General features: G+C 48.8%; 23 protein-coding genes. 13 read left to right on the forward strand and 10 right to left on the reverse strand.

Annotation, left to right across the window (positions count from 1 at the left end; all coding sequences use genetic code 11):
- Positions 1 to 17 precede the first annotated feature (17 nt).
- Positions 18 to 776 (reverse strand): DNA-binding transcriptional repressor DeoR, encoded by a 759-nt coding sequence (gene deoR, locus LA337_07230; GenBank protein UBI17478.1) that lies wholly within the window; start codon positions 774 to 776, stop codon positions 18 to 20.
- A gap of 64 nt (positions 777 to 840) precedes the next feature.
- The gene (gene ybjG / locus LA337_07235) at positions 841 to 1,449 is read right to left on the reverse strand and encodes an undecaprenyl-diphosphate phosphatase (GenBank protein UBI17479.1); all 609 of its coding nucleotides are present in this window, start codon (positions 1,447 to 1,449) and stop codon (positions 841 to 843) included.
- Between the two features lie 297 nt (positions 1,450 to 1,746).
- Between ybjG and LA337_07240 the strand changes: the two genes are divergently transcribed.
- Positions 1,747 to 2,979: an MFS transporter gene (locus tag LA337_07240; GenBank protein UBI17480.1), complete on the forward strand. Its 1,233-nt coding sequence runs from the start codon at positions 1,747 to 1,749 to the stop codon at positions 2,977 to 2,979.
- 28 nt (positions 2,980 to 3,007) lie between these two features.
- Here LA337_07240 and LA337_07245 read toward each other — a convergent pair whose 3' ends face one another.
- From LA337_07245 to LA337_07255, 3 genes are all read right to left on the reverse strand, one after another.
- On the reverse strand, positions 3,008 to 3,289 hold the full coding sequence (locus tag LA337_07245) for a hypothetical protein (GenBank protein ID UBI17481.1): 282 nt from the start codon (positions 3,287 to 3,289) through the stop codon (positions 3,008 to 3,010).
- Positions 3,290 to 3,396: 107 nt separating this feature from the next.
- Complete coding sequence (locus LA337_07250; protein UBI17482.1) at positions 3,397 to 4,212, reverse strand: Cof-type HAD-IIB family hydrolase; 816 nt, start codon at positions 4,210 to 4,212, stop codon at positions 3,397 to 3,399.
- Positions 4,212 to 5,420 (reverse strand): MFS transporter, encoded by a 1,209-nt coding sequence (locus tag LA337_07255; GenBank protein UBI17483.1) that lies wholly within the window; start codon positions 5,418 to 5,420, stop codon positions 4,212 to 4,214. Before LA337_07255 ends, LA337_07250 begins: the two co-directional genes overlap by 1 nt.
- Positions 5,421 to 5,505: 85 nt before the next feature.
- On the opposite strand from LA337_07255, the gene LA337_07260 reads away from it, so the two are divergent.
- Complete coding sequence (locus LA337_07260; protein ID UBI17484.1) at positions 5,506 to 6,066, forward strand: TetR/AcrR family transcriptional regulator; 561 nt, start codon at positions 5,506 to 5,508, stop codon at positions 6,064 to 6,066.
- Here the strand turns inward: LA337_07260 and LA337_07265 are convergent.
- From LA337_07265 to LA337_07285, 5 genes are all read right to left on the reverse strand, one after another.
- Positions 6,053 to 6,850, reverse strand: a complete 798-nt coding sequence (locus LA337_07265; GenBank protein ID UBI17485.1) for an SDR family oxidoreductase — start codon at positions 6,848 to 6,850, stop codon at positions 6,053 to 6,055. The two genes, LA337_07260 and LA337_07265, sit on opposite strands and share 14 nt — an antisense overlap.
- Before the next feature lie 198 nt (positions 6,851 to 7,048).
- Entirely contained in the window at positions 7,049 to 8,101 is a 1,053-nt protein-coding gene (locus tag LA337_07270; GenBank protein UBI17486.1) for a tyrosine-type recombinase/integrase, read from the reverse strand.
- An 89-nt stretch (positions 8,102 to 8,190) separates the two neighbouring features.
- Positions 8,191 to 9,120 (reverse strand): hypothetical protein, encoded by a 930-nt coding sequence (locus tag LA337_07275; protein UBI17487.1) that lies wholly within the window; start codon positions 9,118 to 9,120, stop codon positions 8,191 to 8,193.
- A gap of 16 nt (positions 9,121 to 9,136) precedes the next feature.
- Entirely contained in the window at positions 9,137 to 10,813 is a 1,677-nt protein-coding gene (locus LA337_07280) for a DUF4041 domain-containing protein (GenBank protein UBI17488.1), read from the reverse strand.
- Positions 10,814 to 10,833: 20 nt separating this feature from the next.
- Complete coding sequence (locus LA337_07285) at positions 10,834 to 11,430, reverse strand: helix-turn-helix domain-containing protein (GenBank protein UBI17489.1); 597 nt, start codon at positions 11,428 to 11,430, stop codon at positions 10,834 to 10,836.
- A 95-nt stretch (positions 11,431 to 11,525) separates the two neighbouring features.
- Between LA337_07285 and LA337_07290 the strand changes: the two genes are divergently transcribed.
- The 11 genes from LA337_07290 to LA337_07340 all read left to right on the forward strand — a co-directional run bounded on the left by LA337_07290 (position 11,526) and on the right by LA337_07340 (position 18,886).
- Positions 11,526 to 11,747, forward strand: coding sequence for a regulator (locus LA337_07290; GenBank protein ID UBI17490.1), 222 nt, complete (start codon positions 11,526 to 11,528; stop codon positions 11,745 to 11,747).
- Positions 11,748 to 11,779: 32 nt separating this feature from the next.
- Positions 11,780 to 12,289: a phage regulatory CII family protein gene (locus LA337_07295; protein ID UBI17491.1), complete on the forward strand. Its 510-nt coding sequence runs from the start codon at positions 11,780 to 11,782 to the stop codon at positions 12,287 to 12,289.
- Between the two features lie 7 nt (positions 12,290 to 12,296).
- A complete protein-coding gene (locus LA337_07300; protein ID UBI17492.1) occupies positions 12,297 to 12,497 on the forward strand; it encodes a DUF2724 domain-containing protein in 201 nt (66 codons plus the stop codon).
- On the forward strand, positions 12,461 to 12,802 hold the full coding sequence (locus LA337_07305) for a DUF5347 domain-containing protein (GenBank protein UBI17493.1): 342 nt from the start codon (positions 12,461 to 12,463) through the stop codon (positions 12,800 to 12,802). Before LA337_07300 ends, LA337_07305 begins: the two co-directional genes overlap by 37 nt.
- A gap of 67 nt (positions 12,803 to 12,869) precedes the next feature.
- On the forward strand, positions 12,870 to 13,103 hold the full coding sequence (locus LA337_07310; GenBank protein ID UBI17494.1) for a DUF2732 domain-containing protein: 234 nt from the start codon (positions 12,870 to 12,872) through the stop codon (positions 13,101 to 13,103).
- Positions 13,103 to 13,330 carry a TraR/DksA family transcriptional regulator gene (locus LA337_07315; protein ID UBI17495.1) on the forward strand — a complete coding sequence of 76 codons (228 nt, stop codon included), beginning with the start codon at positions 13,103 to 13,105 and terminating at the stop codon, positions 13,328 to 13,330. The genes LA337_07310 and LA337_07315 overlap by 1 nt, the downstream gene beginning before the upstream one ends.
- Entirely contained in the window at positions 13,327 to 14,184 is an 858-nt protein-coding gene (locus LA337_07320) for a DNA adenine methylase (GenBank protein UBI17496.1), read from the forward strand. Before LA337_07315 ends, LA337_07320 begins: the two co-directional genes overlap by 4 nt.
- A complete protein-coding gene (locus LA337_07325; GenBank protein ID UBI17497.1) occupies positions 14,175 to 16,583 on the forward strand; it encodes a replication endonuclease in 2,409 nt (802 codons plus the stop codon). Before LA337_07320 ends, LA337_07325 begins: the two co-directional genes overlap by 10 nt.
- A 161-nt stretch (positions 16,584 to 16,744) precedes the next feature.
- Positions 16,745 to 16,933 (forward strand): hypothetical protein, encoded by a 189-nt coding sequence (locus tag LA337_07330; protein UBI17498.1) that lies wholly within the window; start codon positions 16,745 to 16,747, stop codon positions 16,931 to 16,933.
- An 11-nt stretch (positions 16,934 to 16,944) separates the two neighbouring features.
- Positions 16,945 to 17,178, forward strand: coding sequence for a DinI family protein (locus LA337_07335; protein ID UBI17499.1), 234 nt, complete (start codon positions 16,945 to 16,947; stop codon positions 17,176 to 17,178).
- A gap of 316 nt (positions 17,179 to 17,494) precedes the next feature.
- On the forward strand, positions 17,495 to 18,886 hold the full coding sequence (locus tag LA337_07340) for a hypothetical protein (GenBank protein ID UBI17500.1): 1,392 nt from the start codon (positions 17,495 to 17,497) through the stop codon (positions 18,884 to 18,886).
- Position 18,887: the final 1 nt, after the last annotated feature.

The following is an 18,887-nucleotide window of genomic DNA, read 5'->3' on the forward strand; positions in this document are numbered from 1 at the left end:
CCATCCGGCAGCATCTCTTAATAAATCAGCTTTATACGTTGCGCTTTCGCGTACTCAACAAACGCCTCGTCAGGACGGCTGTCGCTGATGATGGTATCAAAGCATTTTACTTCACCCATCCTCGCAGGGCGCACCTTACCAAATTTGCTGTGATCGACCACCAGCACGTGATGCTGCGCCATCGACATCGCCCAGTGTTTCACCGGCAGCTCTTCCAGGTTAAAACAGGTCGCGCCTTTCTCAATATGAACGCCTGCCGCGGAATAAAAGGCGATATCCGGACACAGATTGTTCAGCGTTTCCTGGAAATCGAGCGGTTTGAAAATCGCGTTGCTGGCATGGAATTCGCCACCACACAGAATAACGCGGCACTGCGGTTTTTCCTGCAACACCAGAAACGTATTTAACGAGTAGCAGATTGCGGTGAAAGGCACTTCATTGTCGATGGCTTCAATGATCCACGGCGTGGTGGTGCCACAGTCGAAAAAGATGGTCTGGTGCGCCTGAACGAGGCTTGCCGCCTGTAGGGCGGCGCGGCGTTTTTCATCAACCAGCCGGGATTTTTGATCGCTGATTAAATAGTGATTTGCGCTGCGGGGTTCCAGAACAATATAGCCCCCGAGCAGGACGACGGGAGCATCGTTATTATTCAGGTCGCGACGAATGGTCATCTCGGATACACCCAGCAGCGTCGCGGCTTCTTTGAGGTGTAATTTATCGCTGCGTTTCAGCGCCTGCAGTAATTGACCAATACGCTCATCGCGTCGAGTTTCCATAGTTCCCCTGGAGAGTAGAATAAGTGCTCTGTGCCGCGCTTAATATTACTCTTTTTACCGTGGGTTAGTCACGCACCCAGCCTTTACGGATGGGCAGAGCGAAGCAGGCGCGATAGCAATTTTGCAAGCCGAGATACAGGGGTGCGCCAAAGCGCTGCCAGATCATCTGGGCACTCAGACAGCCAATCAGTCCGGCGAGTAATCCTCCCAGCATATCCAGCGGCCAGTGTACGCCAAGGTAGACCCGCGACCAGGCAATTGCTACGGCAACGCCCATCAGCAGAGCGCCCGTCCAAAGGCGATGCCAGAACAGGAAAGCGAGGGCAAAGGTAAAGATAACCGTACCGTGATCGCTCGGGAAAGAGTCATCCGCTGCATGATGCAGGAAGTTGTAACCGATGTGGTTAACAAACGGACGATCGTGGGGGAACAGATGTCCCATCAGCCATGAAATCGTCAGCCCGACGATGAGCGCAATCGCCATTTTGATGACCAACTGACGCTGGAGCATAACCTGGTCGCGCGGTCCCCAAAGCCAAAGTACAACGGCTAACAATGGCACGATGTTAATCAGGTCTTTGGCAATAAAAATCGCCAGCGATATCATCCATTGCGCAGAGTCCGGCGTGGCATTGATGAGATAAAAAAGTGAGTTGTTCAGATTTTCCAGCATAACGTCCAGACTCAGTGTAATCGTTTAAAGGCCCATAGGGGGGAGAGCATAAAATTGCTTTCACGGAATAAAAAGCGGTCTTGTCTTATTTGTCTGCTAAATGACTATTTTTAAGACAGTTAATGAGACTTATTGAGCATGATAGCGGCCTCAACTTAAATTAACCTTAAAGCAAAATGTTCTTGAGCAAATGAGTGTAAAAATGTGCGCATTTTGCTTTCAAATCACATAATTCACTATCACCAGTACGGCGCATTTATTACACTTTGCGCGATTTTTCTATAGTTAAGAGATTGCATGCAGAACCGTTTATCTTCAGGCGCCCGTTTGGGGCGTCAGGCATTACTTTTCCCTCTCTGTCTGGTGCTTTACGAATTCTCTACTTATATCGGCAACGATATGATCCAGCCCGGAATGTTGGCGGTGGTGGAGCAATATAACGCCGGATTAGATTGGGTACCCACATCGATGACCGCCTATCTGGCTGGCGGCATGTTTTTGCAGTGGTTGTTAGGACCGCTGTCGGATCGTATTGGACGTCGCCCGGTGATGTTAACCGGTGTGCTGTGGTTCATTGTGACCTGCCTTGCGACCCTGCTTGCGCAGAATATTGAGCAGTTTACCTTCCTGCGTTTTTTACAAGGGATAAGCCTGTGCTTTATTGGCGCGGTGGGTTACGCCGCAATTCAGGAATCTTTTGAAGAAGCGGTGTGCATAAAAATAACCGCGTTGATGGCAAACGTAGCGCTGATTGCGCCACTTCTGGGTCCGTTGGTCGGCGCAGCCTGGGTACATATTCTGCCGTGGGAAGGGATGTTTATCCTGTTTGCCGCTCTTGCCGCCATCTCCTTTTTTGGTCTGCAACGGGCGATGCCGGAAACGGCAACCCGACTTGGCGAAAAGTTATCCATTAAAGAGCTGGGCAAAGATTATAAGTTGGTGCTGAGGAATGTGCGCTTCGTGGCTGGTGCGTTGGCATTGGGGTTTGTCAGCCTGCCGTTACTGGCGTGGATTGCGCAGTCGCCGATTATCATCATTAGCGGTGAACATCTCAGCAGCTACGAATATGGCCTGTTGCAGGTGCCGATTTTTGGCGCGCTGATTGCCGGTAACCTGGTTCTGGCGCGCCTGACTTCGCGCAAAACCGTACGTTCGCTGATTATCATGGGCGGCTGGCCAATCGCCGTCGGGCTGGTGATTGCCGCAGCGGCTACGGTGGTATCATCCCATGCATATCTATGGATGACGGCAGGTTTGAGCATCTATGCGTTTGGCATTGGCGTGGCGAATGCGGGACTGGTACGTCTGACGCTGTTCGCCAGTGAAATGAGTAAAGGTACGGTTTCCGCCGCCATGGGGATGTTGCAGATGCTGATTTTTACCGTTGGTATCGAGTTGAGTAAACACGCTTATCTGCTGGGAGGGAACGGTTTGTTCAGCCTGTTCAATCTGGCAAGCGGCGTACTGTGGCTGATTCTGATGGTTATCTTCCTGAAAGATAAACGGGTAGGGGATTCACGGGAAGGTTAAAGCCCGGTTGCCCGGGCCTGGCGACAACTTAGTGGTGATCGTCAATCTGATGTTCGATAACCATCCCTTCACCGACGCTTGCAACATGTCGCGCATAAGGATGTGCGCGATAAACAGGAGCCGGGGCAGGTGCCGGAGCAACATACACCGTTTGCGGCGCGGAAGTCACACTGACCGCCTGCGGAACGCTGACGGAAGAGGGTACAACCACCACCTTGTAACCGCTGGGAACGTCAACAGTAACGCTTTGCGCAAATGCTGTTCCCGCAAAACCCAGCAACAATGTCGCCATCAGTATACTTTTCTTCATAATCCGCTCGCCTGAAATATTCACCGGAAGTAATAATCCAGTGGGTTAATTTGAGGCGGATTATGAATAGATCATGCCATTATTTTGTTGCCGTCTGTGCTGAGGCATTAATGCGTAAACGGTGCTTCATTCTTTAACACGCGGTCGATAATATCCAGCACAGCCTCTTCGTTGTTCGACCCCGCGCGATATTTAGCCGCCTGGATAACCGGCTCATGGGCGTTGGCCATTGCAAAACTAAATCCTGCCTGACGCAGCATCTCAATATCATTTCCGCCATCGCCAAACACAACAACCTCATCGTCGTTAATATTCCAGCGGTGTTGCAGCAGGCGCAGACCATTTGCCTTATGCACGCCGGGAATAATTAAATCGATACTGCCGTAGCCGGTATGCACCGGCACCATAATGTCGCCAATGGCTTCATGCAGATCAGCCTGCACCTGCGGGATACGGTCGTCGGAAATATTCAACCCGAACTTGAAGAAAACGTCGTTAAGATCGTCAAAATTATCTACAAATTCAAGACGATGATAATACATGGCGGAAACAGTTTTATGCTCGTCGCTGTACTGCTTCAGCGTATAGGCGCTGCTTTTACCACAGGCGATAATGTCGATGTCCGTGCGGGTCAGCAGATGCTGCACGATGGCATGAAAATCGTCTTTCGCCAGCTCGCCGTTAAAAACATCTTCGCCTTCACTGACCACCCAACCGCCGTTTTCGGCAACAAAAGAGATTTCACTGGCCAGTTCAGGGAAAAAGGAGATGAGCTGGTAATACTGGTTGCCGCTGGCGACCACGAAGCGGATCCCTTGTTCTTTCATCTGACGATATTGCGCCATAAAGCGCTCACGGTTATAGGTTTTTTGGTCGCTTAAAAATGTGCCGTCCATGTCGACCGCAATTAATTTGATACTCATTAGCTGTTCTCCATCACAGTGGTATTTTTGAGATCTGGTTTCGCCACCGCTTTTGCGACGATGGCGGCGACAAGCACCAGCGCCAGCACCACCAGCATAGCGCTGCGCAGGCCGTAGTGTTCACCCAGGTAGCCCAGCAGTGGCGGTCCTACCAGGAACGCCAGATAGCCGGTCGTTGCGACAACGCTGACGCGGGTTGGCGCATCGGGGCCGGTGTCGCTGGCAGCCGAAATGGTCAACGGGAAGCCCAGTGATGCGCCGAGTCCCCACAGAATAACGGAAACACCTGCCACCCAGGAGCTGTCGACAAAAATAATCAGGCTAATTCCGAGTGCGCCCATCAGCGCACTGGCACGCACCACCGCGACGCGGCTATAGCGGTCGATGAACCAGCCGCCGGTAAATCGTCCAACGGTCATACCCAACGTAAAGCCGGCATAAATCAGCGAGCCTGATGTCGGGCTAAATCCATGTCCGTCCACCATTAGCAGCGGAAGCCAGTCGTTGGCGGAACCCTCAGCAAATGCCATCGCCAGCACCACGACGCCAATCAGCAATAGCTGGATATCGCGATAAAAAGGCAACCCTTTTTCGCCGGAGTGAGTTCCGTCAGCGGCATTTTTACCCGTGCCGTCAGGAATCGCTTTGATAGCGATGAAGATAGGGGGGATTGCAACCATCGCCGCCAGCAGAATATGCGCGGTCGCTGGGACGCTGAAGGCGGTAAGCATCATTCCGACCCCTGCACCTGCCAGCGTTCCCAGGCTGTAAAAACCGTGCATCATCGGCAGCACGGTTTTATTCATTTCGCGCTCAACTGCCGCACCTTCGACGTTGATGGCGACTTCTGCCGCGCCAAAACTGGCACCAAATACGCCCAGGCCAAACGCGAAAAGCCAGGCGGAATGCAGCCAGAGCGCCCCGCTGAGGATTGCCATTCCGAGAACTGCGCAAGACATGGTGGTGCGGATCACTTTACGCGTGCCAAATCGTTTCACCAGCCAGGCCGAACAAAGAATGCCACTCATCGAACCGATAGAGAGTCCAAATAGCACCGCGCCCATTTCAGCGGTGGAGATGGAGAGAATATCTCTGATGGCAGGGGTACGCGTTGCCCAGGAGGCCATTAATAATCCTGGTAAAAAGAAGAACGTGAACAGCGCCCAGGTACGACGTCTTAAGGCTTTGCGTGATGAGATGCCAGTCATGAATTCGAGCCAAAGAAAAGAGGAAAGAAGACAACATTAGCAAGGTTGTGTACATTTGTACACAAATGCAAGAAGAGGTAATGCAGTGCGACGTGCGAACGATCCGCAGCGGCGGGAAAAAATAGTTCAGGCAACTCTGGATGCGGTAATAGCCCATGGTATTCATGCGGTTACACATCGCAAGATTGCGACAATTGCTCAGGTGCCCCTAGGGTCTATGACCTATTACTTTTCGGGTATCGATGAGCTTTTGATGGAGGCGTTTGGCCGTTTTACTGACAGGATGCTGCTGCAGTATCAGGCCTTTTTTGCCGACGTTAAGGATGCGTCGCAGGCTTGCCAGGCTATTACCGATATGATTTACAGCTCTCAGGTCACCACGCCTGACAACATGGAGCTCATGTATCAGTTATATGCCTTCGCCAGCCGTAAACCGGCGCTAAAAACGGTGATGCAAAACTGGATGCTACGCAGCCAACAAACGCTGGAGCAGTGGTTTGACCCGGTGACGGCGCGGGCGCTGGATGCGTTTATTGAAGGGATGACGCTGCATTTTGTCACGGACAAAAAACCGCTGCAGCGAGAAGATATTTTGCTGATGGTGGAGCGTATAGCGGGCTTGTCCGCGACAGTCAGCTCTGGGTAGCGCCCCCGGTAATATTCACCACCGTGGCGGTGATTGCTGCTGCATGGTCTGAAGCCAGAAAGGTCATTACCTCAGCAATTTGAGCAAGCGTAGGCAGGCGCCCGAGCATGGTGCTTTGCGCCGCGCCCGCTAACAATTGATCGACGGTTATACCCATTGATTGCGCTTTTGCGGAGAAAATCTCTCCGGTATACGAGCCGGCCGCTACCGCGTCCACAATCGCATGTGATCGCACGCCGACGACCCGAACATTTGCCGGCCCCAGTTCGCTGGCGAGCGCTTTAATAAATGCCTCTGTTCCCGCACAGCCGACGATGTGACCCAGATGTCCAGGCATCGCCATCGGGGCCGCGGGCGCGACAACGGTGAGAATGACACCCGCTCGATCGCCGCCCATGTGCGGCGTTACAGATTTTGCGATATTGAACTGCGCCGAGAGGAAAGGGGTGATACCGCCCATATACTCAGGGAGGGATAATGCCTCAATGCGCTTACCCTGCTCATGCATAAAGCCGGTCGCGTTAACTACCACATCTATTCCACCGGTTTGCTGCGCAAGTTGAGTAATTTGTTTTGATGCGTCGTGTTCGTCGAGTACATCGGTGATAAAGGTATCGACGGTACCGCCTGCTGTTCGAAGGCGACTGGCCGTCCAATCCAGCTTTTCCTGACTGCGCGCGCCCAGGTACACATGGGCACCTTCGCGCGCCATGGCCTGCGCAACCGCACTACCAATAGCCCCGCTGCCACCGAAGATCACCGCGACTTTGCCTGCGAGCAACATAGCTTACTCCCGTCACCATTAAGCACCGAGTAAAAGTATGTGCCATAACCGGCGTGCTGCAAATATAGGGCGACATTTCCTGGGAGGAAGGAGGGAGGCAAAATACAGGCAACAAAAAACCCATTTATGTAAACGGGTTAGTGAAAACAATGAGTTGCAATGTAATCAATGAGTTAGGTTGGTGATAAGGAGTGGCGATTACGGGGCATTGCCAACCGCTGCCGCCACTTTGCCGCCATTTGGCAGGGTAGCCAACGGGTTGAAGCGCAGGGCAGTTTCAAGATGATCTGGTGCCAGATGAGCATAGCGCATAGTCATTTTAATGTCGTGATGACCTAGGATTTTCTGCAAGGCGAGGATGTTTCCACCTGACATCATAAAGTGAGCAGCGAATGTGTGGCGCAGAACGTGGGTAAGCTGCCCGCGTGGCAGCACGATAGAGGTCTTATCCATCACAGATAAAAACTGGAAATAGCAGTCGGTAAAGAACCTGAAGCCGTCAAGGGCAATGATTTCCTCATACAGCTCTTTGCTGATCGGAATGCTACGGTTCTTTTTGCCTTTGGTCCTGACGAAAGTGATTCGATATTTTGTGACTTGAGAGCGGGTGAGGTTCACTGCTTCGCGCCAGCGTGCTCCGGTGCTCAAACAGATTTTAACGACCAGTGCGAGTAGGGGACTTTGGCGGTTGCAGTCGTACAAAAGCTCAGTAATTTGTTCATGCGTCAGCCAGGCCATCTCCTTTTCTGCGATGGTGAATTTGCGCATGTTCTCCAGCGGGTTCGGCGCTGTCCATTCACCTAGTCGGGCCAGTTCGCTAAAAACGCCGCTAAGATAGCTTTGCTCAAGGTTGATAGTTACCGGGCTGGCACCTTTTTTCCACTTGTTGCTAAAGTAAATTTCACCCGTTAGGCGTTTATCACGGTAATGTGCGAACAATTTGGAACTGAGATCTGTAGCGAGAGGATTTCCGAGGGCATCGACCATCAAGAGTAGCTTGTCGTAAACATGCTCGCCAGCGGTAAGGGATTTGCCGTGCAGTTTGAACCAGAGTTCAACGATGTCTTTCAACGTCCGACGGTCTACCGATTCACCTAGCCAGGGTTTCGCCTCCGTCTCATCCATAGTGTGGCGTTCAAAAGCCAATGCTTCACCTTTGGTGGCGAACTGTTTACGCACACGCCGCCCGCTGCGCCCTGCGGGGTAGCATTCGCATATCCATTTACCTGTGTCGAGTTTTCGTACTGCCATAAAAAAGCCCTCATGTTTGAGGGCTAAATTTAACTGTATGTTTGAACAGTGGTCAATGTATGAATTTCATAAATTCAAACATCATCTACTTAAGTTCTTAAGGCCTTTGATAAGCGGTCACCTATTGCTCGCTTCCAAACTTTATTATGAACGATACGCTCATATTCAAGGTCACCATTAATGATCTCTGCTTTAGTTAATTGGGATAATATTTCCCAATCTTTTTTAAAAATGTAAGTTGCGTTATCAAGAAAAATGCTTTCAAGTACGTATATATTTTTACTTTCAAAACCAAAGATAAAATATCCGTTGAATCCCGCATGACCAGTAGCAATGAAATCAGGTTTGTAGACATTGATTAACTTGAGTCTGGATTCAATGACCTCTCTATCGCTATCTGATGCTGAAGTTTTTTGGGTGTTAGAAACTATTATTTTCGAAATTTCGTCCCATGGGTATTTCCCTTTAGGTAATACAGTCCATAACACTTTTTTGAATTTTGTTGTTATTAATGGTTCTTTTTCTGTATCTAAAATTTCTATCTCATCGAAACATTCGAGCATTAAGTTTATAATGTGGATGTTTAACTCTGAATTTTCTTCGGATAAATGTAGTAAAGGTGAAGTTATGTATGTCCCATTTTTTGTTTTAGCAACAGAGATCATTATCGCAGGAGCTGGAATATGCTCTCTTGCTATCCGCATAGCTGTTCGTGTGCGCATCCCATAATGAGGATTTCTATGCCAGTCGTATGTAGTGCTTGTATATGAAACGCTGTATTGTTCTTTTGGCAAATCAGGTCGTAGGATTTCCTTTCCGTTAGCATTGAAACTAGTAAACTTACCAATAACACTTGGTATTATCGATAGGCCTTCTTCTGGCGAAACGCCAAAACCAATTTCAACTAGCTTTTCAGGTCCTAAATCATCTAATTTGATACCTAATGTTATATTTTCTTGACCACCACAACATTTCAAAAAACGATCTAATGTTCTAATGGAATTAGCTTTAAATTTCATTACAAACTCTCCTTAGCTAAGCAACGATCAGTTCATCTTCGGGGATTTTATCAGTAAGGATTTTTTCAGTTAGGGCTAGTGACTCACGATATTCTTTAGCCTCTGCAAACATCGTCCAATGCGCATCAATACTCATTTCTTGAATCGTAGATTTGATGTCTTTTATACCAACATTGAAGAACTCTTTGCGTGAGTTAACTTTGTTCACTTGCTTATCGTTAAACACTTTGTGGAGATGATTTTCGAGTGATGGTGCATCATCACTGTAGATCATTGCATGCACATCGAATGAGAAAGGTACGCTGGCATCACCCAACTCACGGACGCGATCGAGCGGTTCAAGTCTGCGCGTCATCCCAATCTTATAAACGTTTTCTCCAAAGGAGCCTATGTTACTGATCACATATACGTGACCAGAGCGTGTTTGCTGCGCCATCGAGATAGCTCTTTGGTTTTTTGCTTCAGCTTCTTCGTATTTAATTTGTAGCTCAGCCAGTTTCTGTTCGAGGGCTATACGTTGTTCTTCGCCAGCAAGCATCAGTTCTTTAGTCGCTTTATCAATGGCCTGTTGAATTGCTTTTTCTTCTTTTTCAGCTTCTTTTATCGCTTTTTCATACTCGCGACGTGCTTTTTCTTCTTCACGTAACTGCTCTTTGATTCGTCTTTGTTCTTCTTTTTCCTCGAGCATAATTTCATTTACAGCAACCCCCCATTTAAGCTCGTTGAGTCGAGCCTGTAAGTAAATATCGGTGATCTTAGCGGACCTAAAGGCTGAACCGTTAAAATTCACAAGCTCAAATGCATCTTTTATTTCTTGGGATAGTTTACCGTAATTGTTATGCTTAATTTTCGAAAGGGTGCTATCAACCTTCCCGTTAAAAGCATCTAGTACAAAATTGATTGCGGTGTTTCGTCTGTTCGGTTCGACATATTCACAGCTTGCAGCTTTGCTTGTTTTGATAAGAGACTTGGTTAACTCCCTGGCTTTTTGCAGCTCTTTCCCGGCATCCGTAAATTCATAATTCTCTGCCAGTTCGTCCAAAACACTTCGGTTTGGAACTATCCATTCATCACCGTACCCTTCAATTTTATTTTTCATTGACTTGGCTACAGCCTGATAGGTCTCTGCGAACTCTTTTGCTTCATATGCGGACCCCGCAATTTCTTTTGCACGTATCTCAGCATCTGCGATTATTTTCATCGCATTATCATTTGCATTAGAGATCAGTTCATCCGCTTTACTATTCGCGTTATCGAGTTGTTCTTTGGCTTTCAAGCGGGCATCACGAGCATCTTGGGTGATAGCGACAGCTTCGCTATTGGCATTGCTTATTGTTAATTCAGCCTGGTGGTGGGCTTCGTTCACTGCTCTTGCAGCTTTTTTTTGAGCTTCTTCTATCTTTTCTTTGGCTATGGCGTCAGCAGTTTTTATCTTCTTCTCAGCATTTAGGACTGCATTATGCAATTCTTGATACTGCCATAAGGGAGCTGCTTTCCCTTCAAGTTCTGCGTGTTCGCGTATAGCCTGGGCTAATTTTTCCTGTGTTTCACCTAATTCACCTCCAAGAGTTTTATTACTGGAGGCTAAAACACTCATTTCCTCTCGATATTTTTTACTTTTCTTGAAAAGTACAACGGATAAAATGGGAGAGAGCAATGCTAATAAGAGTACTACTATAATAAATAAATCCATTTCAAAATCCTTTTATCATATCAATTTGAAACAGTTGTGCTTCTTACATATGCGATCACTTCTATATCTGCAAAAGCACATTCAAAACTATTATCTGTAGTGGAAATTTTAATCATGCCCTTAGGCAATCTGGTGATGAGTCTGATGGAATAAGTTCCATCAATGTTGATCAACCAGTGCCCATCAAGCACTTCTGTAAATTTTTGCTCACAGATGTATGTAGTAGGTCCGTCGAGAACAACAATCGGGGCAGAAAGCTTCGCAGGAAGAAATGACGCGTCAAAAACATATGAGCCATCTTCAACCATTTTTCCCGCAACCAGACGAAACTTCACGAGCTCTTCGGTGGTTGCTGTTTGAGAACTTAGTTTAAGGCCTTGCCCGGTGGTTAACCAATTGAGTGAAGTGCCTGTTTCGAGGGCACACTGAATTATCCAATCTGCGGGAAAGGTATCTCGCATGTATCTATTAGCCAAAGTGCTTTTTGACACTTCTAAGTGGTCTGCAAGGGCCTGCCGTGTCGTAAACCCATATGCCTCGACCAATCGCTCAATCGCAGCCTTGCCACCCTGATTGGGATTTATTTTGATCTCATTTGGGTACTTTGATGTTGACATATCTCTTATGCGATCCTAGTATCAATTTCGTTCCCATTTGGGGACTTGTCACGATTACTACCGGCTCACCACAAGCCAATAGGAGATGTTGCATCATGACCCCTAACATTTCAATCACTCTGAATACACCGCACGTCACAATTGAACGCTATAGCGAGCTAACAGGACTGCCTGTAGACACCATTAACGACATGCTCGCTGATGGTCGTTTGCCTCGCCACCGTCTGCGTAAGGACAAGAAGCGCGAGAAAGTGATGATTAATATCGTCGCGCTGACGGTTGATGCGCTTTCTGATTGCAATGTCGCTATTAGTTAGTTCCATTTTGAGATACATCGGAGTTTCTTGCTATGTTTGACTATCGAGTTTCCAAACACCCGCATTTCGATGATGCCTGCCGTGCCTTTGCCTTACGTCATAACATGGCGAAGTTGGCAGAACGCGCTGGCATGAATGTCCAGACGCTGCGCAACAAGCTAAACCCGGAGCAACCGCATCAACTTACGCCGCCGGAGATCTGGCTGCTGACTGATATCACAGAAGACTCAACGCTGGTTGACGGTTTTCTGGCTCAAATCCATTGCCTGCCGTGCGTACCATTGAATGAAGTGGCAAAAGAGAACCTGCCACATTACGTCATGAGTGCAACTGCGGAGATTGGGCGTGTAGCTGCAGGCGCAGTATCCGGTGATGTGAAAACCAGTGCAGGTCGCCGCGATGTTATCAACAGCATCAACGCTGTTACACGCCTTATGGCCCTCACTGCAGTTTCATTGCACGCGCGTTTGCAGGCGAATCCGGCGATGGCAAGTGCAGTAGATACCGTAACGGGCCTCGGTGCTTCGTTCGGTCTGATCTGAGGTGGTTATGCTGACTAAAGAACCCTCTTTTGCATCACTTCTCGTTAAGCAAAGTCCTGCAATGCACTGCGGTCATGGCTGGATAATGGGGAAGGGTGGCAAGCGCTGGCACCCGTGCCGCTCTCAGGATGCGCTGCTGGCTGAACTGTCTACTAAAAAGCAGGGGAAACCATGGCTATTGAAGGCGATGCTGCGACTGTTCCGCTAAGTGCTGGCCTCCGCCTTAATGGGTTAAACCACATCGCGGAATTAAGGGCGAAAGTGTTTGGCTTAAATATTGATTCAGAACTGGAGCGCTTTATTAGCGATATGCGGGACCAACGGGATATTAACCATGAGCAGAATAAACGCGCATTAGCTGCAATATTCTTTATGGCAAAGATTCCGGCGGAACGTCATAGCGTCAATGTTAGTGAGCTGACGACTGACGAAAAGCGGGAGCTGATTAAAGCAATGAACCATTTCCGTACAGTGGTGAGTTTATTTCCAAATCGGCTAGCCATGCCGAATTAATTCACAACCGAAATTAAAGGCGTAAACCCGCCGGGCTTCTTATTGCCCAAATTCAGGAGAAACAACAATGCGAAATATTGAAACCCGTATCACCAAAACAGGACCAGATGATGCTGGCCTTAACCAGATGCTGACTGATGCACGCATGGAAGAACGCCGGGCACGTGCTGCGGCAATGGCTGCCCGTCTTGATAGCCTGGCTTGCCGTATCACATCCAGCCAGCTTAACCACGTTGAGGCGGCAGAGCTGCTGCGCGTTGCAGCTGAAAACATTCAGAACGAAGCGCAGGAGATCCACTGATGGCTGATTCAATGGACCTTGTACAGCAGCGCGTTGAAGAAGAACGCCAGCGCCATATCCACACCGCCCGCAACAGAACGCCGGGCGTTTCACGTGTGCTTTGCATTGATTGCGATGCACCGATCCCGCCAGCACGCCGCCGCGCCATTCCGGGTGTGCAGTGCTGCGTCACCTGTCAGGAAATTGCAGAGCTGAAAGGCAAACATTACATAGGGGGTGCTGTATGAGCACCATCCTGAAATGGGCGGGAAATAAAACCGCAATAATGCCGGAACTGATTAAACACCTTCCTGCGGGCCCGCGACTGGTTGAACCTTTCGCGGGTTCCTGTGCTGTGATGATGGCGACAGACTATCCTCATTATCTTGTCGCGGATATTAATCCAGACCTGATTAATCTTTATCAGGTGATTAAGAATGATGTTGAATACTTCATCAAAGAGGGCCGATATCTTTTTGAAGCCCGTAATGATTCAGAGACATATTATAAGACGAGACAGGAGTTTAACTTGCGCCATGGTGGCGCAATTGAACGCGCATTGTATTTCTTATATTTAAATCGCTATGGTTATCGCGGACTGTGTCGCTATAACTTGAAAGGTTATTTTAATGTTCCTTACGGTAATTATAAAAAACCGTACTTCCCTGAAAACGAAATACGTGCATTTGCAGAAAAAGCAAAACGCGCGACGTTTATCTGCGCCAGTTATGACGAAACGCTGGCACTGCTGCAGACGGGTGATGTGGTTTATTGTGATCCGCCATATGACGGCACGTTTAACGGATATCACACCGCTGGTTTTACAGAGGATGATCAGTACCATCTGGCGTCTATTCTTGAACGCCGGTCATCAGAAGGCCATACGGTTATCGTGTCCAACAGCGATACGTCTCTGATCCGTTCGCTTTATCGTGATTTTACCCACCATCGTATAACCGCTAAGCGTAGCATGGGCGTGTCAGCCGGTGATGGTAAAACTGCAGTAGAAATTATCGCCACAAAATCAGCATGTTGGTTTGGTGTTGATTTGGCCTCTGGTCCTGATGTCTCGGTGGAAACTGAGGTGCGGGCGTGGCAGTGAGTAAATTCACATTACATCATGCACAAACCACCGGCGGCTCGAATGAGGCCGCCGTGGCCTTTCCATGGAATACCCCAAAAAGAGCGGTTAACCCGTATCTGGAACCGGCGGAAGTTGCGCCGGAGTCTGCGCTTTCAAACCTCATCGCTCTGTACGCTGCGGATAACGAGCAGGAGCATCTGCGCCGTGAGGCGCTGAGTGATAAGGTTTGGGAACGTTATTTCTTCAATGAATCCCGCGATCCTGTCCAGCGTGAAATGGAGCAGGATCGGCTGATTAGCCATGTCAAAATGGCCCGCGAACAGCAGCGCGTTAATCCCGATTTGGTGATTATTGCCGATGTTAGCGCCATGCCTGCCCATATTAGCAAGCCTTTGCTGGAGCGGATTAAATACTTCCATAGCCTGGGCAGGGCTAAAGCTTATTCCCGCTATCTGCGCGAAACAATCAGGCCTTGTCTGGAGCGGCTGGAGCGCGTGCGTGACAGCCAGGTGTCTGCGTCTTTCCGGTTCATGGCGAGCCAGGACGGGCTGGAGGGGCTGCTGGTACTGCCTGAAATGAATCAGGAGCAGGTCAAGCGCCTTTCCACGCTGGTTGCGGCACATATGAGCATGTGTCTTGATGCGGCCTGCGGTGATCTGTTTGTCAGTGACGATGTTAAACCAGAAGAAATCCGCCAGGCATGGGAAAGGGTTGCTGCAGAAGCCATGCGCCTTGAGGTCATCCCGCCTGCCTTTGAGCAGTTGCGCCGCAAAAAGCGCCGCCGCAAGCCGGTGCCTTATGAACTGATCCCACCGTCGCTGGCGCGCATGCTGTGCGCGGACTGGTGGTATCGCAAATTGTGGCAGATGCGCTGCGAGTGGCGGGAGGAGCAGCTGCGCGCCGTCTGCCTGGTCAACAAGAAAGCGTCCCCGTATGTCAGCTATGAAGCCGTGATCCACAAACGCGAGCAGCGCCGCAAATCGCTGGAGTTCTTCCGCTCGCATGAGCTGGTCAACGAATACGGTGACACGCTGGATATGGAAGATGTGGTGAACGCCAGCAACAGCAACCCGGCGCACCGCCGTAATGAAATGATGGCCTGTGTTAAAGGGCTGGAGCTGATCGCGGAAATGCGCGGAGACTGCGCCGTGTTCTATACCATCACCTGCCCGTCACGCTTCCACGCAACCCTCAACAACGGCAGACCTAATCCGAAATGGACCAGCGCCACGGTCCGGCAGAGCAGTGACTATCTGGTTGATACATTCGCCGCTTTCCGCAAGGCCATGCACAAAGCCGGGCTGCGCTGGTACGGCGTCCGCGTTGCAGAGCCGCACCATGACGGCACTGTGCACTGGCATCTTCTGTGCTTTATGCGCAAAAAAGACCGTCGTTCCATCACCGCGCTGCTGCGTAAGTTTGCCATCCGTGAAGACCGCGAGGAGCTGGGCACCAATACCGGACCGCGCTTCAAGTCCGAGCTAATCAACCCGCGCAAGGGCACACCGACAAGCTACATCGCCAAATACATCAGTAAGAACATCGACGGGCGCGGGCTGGCTAAAGAAATCAGCAAAGAAACCGGCAGATCACTGCGTGACAGCGCCGAGCATGTCAGCGCCTGGGCGTCACTGCACCGTGTCCAGCAATTTCGTTTCTTTGGTATTCCGGGGCGTCAGGCATACCGCGAGCTGCGCCTGCTGGCTGGTCAGGCGGCGAGAGTGCAGGGCGAACGCAAAGCAGGTGCGCCGGTACTGGATAATCCACGTCTGGATGCGGTACTGGCGGCGGCTGATGCGGGCTGCTTTGCCACCTACATCATGAAGCAGGGCGGTGTGCTGGTTCCCCGTAAACATCACCTTGTCCGCACGGCATATGAACTTAACGACGAACCGAGCGCCTACGGCGATCACGGTATCCGTATCTATGGCATCTGGTCCCCGATTGCAGAGGGCAAGATTTGCACGCACGCGGTCAAGTGGAAAAAGGTTCGTAAGGCCGTTGACGTTCAGGAGGCGGCAGCCGACCAGGGCGCTTGCGCCCCTTGGACTCGTGGCAATAACTGTCCCCCTGTTGAAAATCTGAACAAATCAGGGGGTGATTTGCCCGATATTAAAACCATGAATGAGCAGGAACTGCACGATTACCTCCACAATATGGGCCAGAAGGAACGCCGGGAGCTGACAGCCAGGTTAAGACTGGTAAAACCGAAGCGGAAAAAAGCATTCAAACAGAGTATTTCGGAGCAGCAGCGCCTGCAGCTTGAGGCAGAACTGACTGCCAGAGGGTTTGAAGGTAGTGCATCTGAGATTGATTTGCTTCTGCGTGGTGGCAGCATTCCGTCAGGTGCCGGGCTACGGATTTTTTACCGCAACCATCGACTGCAGGAAGATGACAAATGGCGCCAGTGGTACTGACGGTAAGGTTTTAACAATTCATGCTCTTAACGACCCTCGTAAGAACGTTCTCATTGACGGATAAAAAATATTTTACTTTTGGATATCAGGGGTATACTGTATATATAAACAGTGGATATGCATACAGTTAACGCATGTCCGGGGTCGTGATAGGAGGGAAGATGCAGGACTATCTTTTGGAGTCGTTGAAGCTCCAGCGCATTGATTTTTTTATTAAGCTTGTAGCGGCTAGTGAGTGCAGCGACGAAGAAAAGCGGCTGGCTATCCAGTGGGTGTCTGAATTGACCGACGAGCTGATGGCGAAAATCCGCAGCCATGAATACTGCCGGTCAATGGACGTAACCAGTTAAGGGAAATCTGTATGCGCATTGAAATAATGATCGATAAAGAGCAGAAGATTAGCCAGGCTACACTGGACGCCCTTGAATCCGAGCTTTACCGTAATTTGCGCCCTCTGTATCCCAAAACAGCAATTCGTATCCGTAAGGGCAGTGCCAACGGCGTTGAGCTGAGCGGGTTAAAACTGGATGAAGATAAAAAGCGAGTGATGGAAATAATGCAGCAGGTCTGGGAGGACGACAGCTGGTTACATTAGCGAACGTTGCGGACGATAAAACTGGTTTTTACCGTCCGCAAGGTTGAACAACGAGCCACGCGAGGCGTTAGTGCTGTTGTGCATGTCTATGCCGCATGAAATCGCATGATCGTTTGAGGATCGTTTTTGCTCAGGCCCGCCAGAACTGGCGGGCTTTTGCTTATGTCATGCAGGTGCATGAAAACCACTACACAAAGCGGGCAGGCGTGGCGGGGATACGAGCGCGCGGAACGGGTAGTTATACCAAAAATTTGGTCTTATGATATCTTTATCAGATTACTCTGGAAGTTCTATATCGTCATAAAGGATTTTTTGAATGAACGAAAAACTAATCGAATTAAAAGAAAAGCTAGATAACTTGCATACAACACTTAATGGCCTTGTCTTCCCGATAGAAAATTTTATAGAACTTGGGCCATACACTTTTCCTTTTATGCATAAAGAGGACCTTATAGAGCTGCCTAAAATGTTATCTGATAAAATTAATCAGATGCAGGAGTTTGTGCCGTCTTCAGATGATATAGAAGTTATTGATGCACTCATTTACACTCTTGATCATGCTCAACCGAATATTGATCATATAAATCATGGCAATCCACCAGTTCTGCAGACAGCAATTCCATCTTATGTTATTTCAATGTTGTATATCTCTCAGAGACTTAATGAGCTTTTTTCATTTGAACGACTTAAAGATAGAAATTTATTGCCGAAACAAATATTGCGCAGATTAGAATTATATAATTCCGGAATATCTGCAATAGAAATGAAAACTGGCAATATAGAAGAGAAGATTAAGACTATAAATGAGGCATACGATGCTGCGGAGAATTTGCCGACAACAGTAAAAATGCTTCGTGAAACAAATGATGAAGTCAAAGAGGTTCACAATAGCGCTGTCGAATATTGTAAGAATATTAATGGAATGCTTAAAGAAACTGAGGAAAGTTTCAAAGTTGTAGAAGAGGCAAGACAGGAAGTTTTGGCATTAAAAGAAAACGCAGCTGGTGATGCTAAAGATTATTTGTACTCTTTGCGTGAAGAGGCCCAGGGTTATATAAATAAATGCGAAGAGGCATTTAGGACTACAACTTCAAAAGGCTTAGCTGGGGCATTTCAAGATAAAGCAGAAAAATTAAACCGGAGTATACGATGGTGGGTAGGTGGGCTGGTAGGAGCATTGGTTGCCGGTGCCGCTGTGGGCTATACGCGTTTACATGCTCTTGAAGCATACCTGTCAAATCCTGATTCATCAGGTATAAAGTTAACTATTCAACTCTTACTCTCAATTTTGAGTGTTGGGGCACCATTATGGTTTGCGTGGTTAGCAACGAAACAAATTGGTCAGCGGTTTAGATTGGCTGAGGATTATGAATTCAAAGCATCTGTATCCAAGGCTTATGAAGGGTATAGAAGAGAAGCGGTTCAGCTTGATAGCGATTTTACCCAAAGGTTATTTGGTAATGCACTGACTCGACTGGAAGAACCGCCATTAAGATTTGTTGAAGAAGCCACTCATTCGTCACCAATAATGGAAATGCTATCATCCGAGAATTTTAAGATATTCTTAGCAAATGGTGGTGATAAAGTTGACTCGATTTTAGAAGGCGTTGGCCTTTCTAGAAAAAATAAAGTAGAACATGTGCACAAAGTAAATAAGGATGTTCCTCAGCCTGTAAATGAAACCTCTACTAAACCAGGAAATGAATAGG

This window comes from Citrobacter europaeus, assembly GCA_020099315.1.
GTDB lineage: Bacteria > Pseudomonadota > Gammaproteobacteria > Enterobacterales > Enterobacteriaceae > Citrobacter > Citrobacter europaeus.